Annotated in this window: 3 protein-coding genes; all 3 read right to left on the bottom strand. The window is 36.3% G+C overall.

What is annotated here, in order from left to right:
- Positions 1 to 457, bottom strand: a 457-nt coding sequence (gene yihA, locus RTL21_RS18665; protein ID WP_312098038.1) for a ribosome biogenesis GTP-binding protein YihA/YsxC, incomplete at its 3' end; no start/stop codon positions are given.
- Entirely contained in the window at positions 454 to 2,781 is a 2,328-nt protein-coding gene (lon, locus tag RTL21_RS18660) for an endopeptidase La (RefSeq protein ID WP_312098036.1), read from the bottom strand. The genes yihA and lon, both read right to left, overlap by 4 nt.
- Positions 2,782 to 3,535: 754 nt before the next feature.
- Positions 3,536 to 4,231, bottom strand: a 696-nt coding sequence (locus RTL21_RS18655) for a S16 family serine protease (RefSeq protein ID WP_312098034.1), incomplete at its 5' end; no start/stop codon positions are given.

Below are 4,231 nucleotides of genomic sequence, written 5' to 3'. Positions count from 1 at the left end.
GCCATTGGGATTTTGATATTTTGTCTGCCTTTGTAGCAATAACTACACATGGTATTCCGTAATGCTTTAAAAAGTCGTACATTAAAATATCGTCAGCAGTTGGTGGATGGCGAAGATCTGTAATTAAAACAACTGCTTTTAATTGTTCCCTTGAAGTAAAATACGTTTCAAGCATTTTCCCCCATGCTTCTCTTTCTTTCTTCGAAACTTTTGCATACCCATAACCAGGTACATCTACAAAATGCAACACTTCATTAATTAGATAAAAATTTAATGTTTGTGTCTTACCTGGTTTGGACGAAATACGCGCTAACGCTTTCCGTCCAAGCATACGATTAATAAAGGACGATTTCCCAACATTTGACCTTCCAGCTAACGCAAATTCTGGTAGATTCCCTTCTGGATATTGACTTGGCTTTACTGCACTAATTACTATTTCTGCTTGATTAACTTTCAAAGATTTACACTTCCGTTCAACGCGTGTTTTAATACTTCATCTACATGTGAGACTAGAATAAAGTCTAGTTCTTCTCTTACACTTTCAGGAACATCATCGATATCCTTTGCATTATCTTTTGGGATGATGATGGTTTTTAAACCGGCACGGTGAGCACCAAGGGATTTTTCCTTTAATCCGCCAATTGGCAGAACTCGCCCTCGGAGTGTTACCTCTCCTGTCATTCCTACTTCTTTCTTGATTGGTTTACCAGAAAGTGCAGAAACAAGAGCAGTTACCATTGTAATTCCTGCTGATGGACCATCTTTCGGTACTGCACCTTCTGGAACATGGATGTGAATATCATATTTCTCATGAAAATTCGCATCAATTCCAAGCTCTTCTGATTTGGAACGTATATAGCTAAATGCTGCTTGAGCAGATTCCTTCATCACGTCACCCAATTTTCCAGTCAAGACTAATTTGCCTTTTCCAGGTGCCAAGGATACTTCAATTTGTAAAGTATCACCGCCAACTGTTGTATATGCAAGACCGGTTGCAACTCCAATTTGATCCTCTTCTTCTGCCTGACCATAATGAAAAATTGGCTTACCAAGGAAATCCTCGACATTTTTAGCTGTAATGACTACCTTTTTCTTTTCTCCGGTAACAATCATTCTTGCCGTTTTGCGACAAATGGTTGCTAATTGTCTTTCTAACGTCCGAACTCCAGCTTCTCTTGTATATAGACGAACAATTTTTTGAATGCCATCTTCTCTAATTTGAAGCTGAGCTTTGGATAATCCATGCTCTTTAATTTGTTTAGGCAATAAATGATCTTTTGAAATATGAATTTTCTCGATTTCTGTATACCCAGCAATGGAGATAATTTCCATTCTATCCCGTAATGGACCTGGAATGGTTGCTAAATTATTTGCTGTTGCAATAAACATAACCTTTGATAAATCATAGGTTTCTTCAATATAATGATCACTAAAATTATGGTTCTGCTCTGGATCAAGAACTTCTAGCATGGCAGAGGAAGGATCTCCACGAAAATCATTTGACATTTTATCAATTTCATCTAACAAAAATACAGGATTAATCGTCTCTGCCTTTTTCATTCCTTGAATAATTCTGCCTGGCATTGCACCTACATAGGTTCGTCTATGCCCTCTAATTTCTGATTCATCGCGCACACCACCTAAAGAGATGCGGACAAAATTTCGGTTTAAAGAGCGGGCAATGGAACGAGCAAGACTTGTTTTCCCTACCCCTGGAGGTCCTGCAAGACAAAGAATAGGGCCTTTTAAGGAATTTGTAAGTTTTTGGACAGCCAAATATTCCAATACTCTTTCTTTAACCTTTTCTAAACCATGGTGATCATCATTCAAGATTTTTTCTGCTTTAAGAAGATCCAAATCGTCCTCTGTTGCATTTGTCCATGGTAAGGCAAGCAGCCAATCGATATAGTTGCGGATGACAGAGCTTTCTGCTGATGTTGCAGGTATCTTTTCATACCGGTCTAATTCTTTTAGAGCCGCAACTTTCACATGATCAGGCATTCCCGCTTTTTCAATCTTTTCAAGGAGAGTACTGACCTCACCGCTCTTTCCGTCTTTATCTCCAAGCTCCTTTTGAATAGCTTTCATCTGTTCGCGTAAATAGTATTCCTTTTGTGTTCTTTCCATTGATTTCTTTACGCGCTGACCAATTTTCTTCTCTAGGTTTAATACTTCTTTTTCATTTTGAATGATATCAATGACATAATTCATTCTTTGCTTATTATTTAATGTTTCTAAAATTTGCTGTTTTTCTTTTAATTTGATTGGTAAATGGGAAGCAATAATATCCGCCATTCTGCCTGGTTCTTCCATATCGGAAACTGTTGCATATGTTTCATGGGATATTTTTTTAGAAATTTTTATGTATTGCTCAAAATACTGCAGCATTGTTCTCATTAATGCTTCATCTTCTACATCTTTTGAAGTTTCTTCTTCATAAAGACGGAGACTTGCTGCAAAATACCCATCTTCCTCTATTAATTCTTCCAGCTCTGCTCTTTGTATCCCTTCGACCAGCACTCTTATTGTTCCATTTGGCAACTTTAACATCTGTTTTACTTTTGTTAATGTTCCCATTTTATATAGATCTTCTTCTTCAGGTTCGTCTATATCCATATCTTTTTGCATTGTTAGAAAAATCAAATGGTCTTCTACCATTGCTTTTTCGAGAGCCTGCACGGACTTATCACGACCTACATCTAAATGAAGTACCATCGTTGGATAAACCAGTAAACCTCGAAGCGGCAGGAGGGGGACTATTGTTTTTTTATTTTCCTCCATGACGTTGCACCTCCAGCTTAAAAAAATCCTTTACCTTTTATCGCCTAATTTCAATACATTCCTTTCGATATTAGGCCTCCTTGCATTATAATGCTTTGTACAATTCTATCTTATTTATGAAAATGTGTCTATTAACAAGAGTTATTAGACAAGCAGTAAAAATAGAACTAATTTTTCACTTCCACTTTTTTACTCATTCTCTCCAATATTAAGCAGCATAAAAATACATAATTTACCAATCACGGAATTTTGTTTATAATAAAGAAAGCTAAAGAAGGAATGGATGCGCTTAAAACAAACCTTCCTTTATAAAATGGCTTATTTAGGCTGTTTCCATTCAAAAAAGAAGGTTGTTTCCTAAAGTTTGTCATATAGCCATCAACCTGAATGCTCTGCTTTCCTTGAGTAAGCTTTTAGCATACCGGAACTACATCTGCGGGGTCTTTTAAACCTATCTTTGCTAGTTCTCGCCGCATCTCTGTATATTCAGGCTGCTCATAATGCTAAATGAATTTCCCCTATTAAAAAAAGTTAAAAAGAAACTTTATCAATTTCCAAGTTTCTATTCAATTATATAATAATCCTCCCTTTTATTAAAATTTATGTATTCTTAAAAGGCTTTACTTTCAAATAAAAAAACATTATCGATATTATGTAATATACCACAAAAAACTGCCGACTAAATCTATCATAACTAAATTAGTCGACAGTGAAAATACAAAGTAATAAGCATTCTTTATGTAATGTGCTAAAATTAAATACTTTCTTTTTTTGTTAACGCAATCGTAGAAGCCGGAATTGCTTCTTCTTCTTCCCATTCTTCCTTCAATAACGCATGCTCCAGAACTTCTTTAAGTGATTGAACAGGAATAATGGTAATATCCTTTATTTGCTCTAATATAGCTTGCTTATTTTCTTGTGGAATAATAACTTTTTGCACACCTGCAGCCTTAGCCGCTTTCACTTTTGCTACTACCCCTCCAATCGGCTTCACTTTTCCATGAATACTTATTTCCCCTGTCATCGCTACTTTTCGGTCTACCGGTTGCTTATAAATAGCAGAGTAAATGCCTGTTGCCATTGATATACCTGCCGAAGGCCCATCAATTGGAATACCTCCTGGAAAATTAACATGGATATCATATTGGTCTGCAGGAACGTCCATGGAACGTAAAACTGTAATGACATTTTCTATCGAACCCTTTGCCATACTTTTTCTTCGAATAGATTTACCTTGTCCACCAATGCTTTCTTCCTCTACAATTCCAGTAATATTAATGCTTCCCTTGCTATCCTTAGCTGGAATAACAGTAACTTCAATCTCTAATAAAGCTCCTATATTGGATCCATATACTGCAAGTCCATTAACAGCTCCTATAGTAGAATGCTTGTTAATTTTTCTTTCCATTCTTGGTGATAGCTGACTGGAATTAATAACCCATTCTACCTC

The sequence above is a fragment of the Niallia sp. genome, from assembly GCF_031978665.1.
Taxonomy (GTDB): domain Bacteria; phylum Bacillota; class Bacilli; order Bacillales; family Cytobacillaceae; genus Niallia.
Note: the sequence above shows the minus strand (reverse complement) of the source record. Positions and strands in the feature narration are given on the sequence as shown.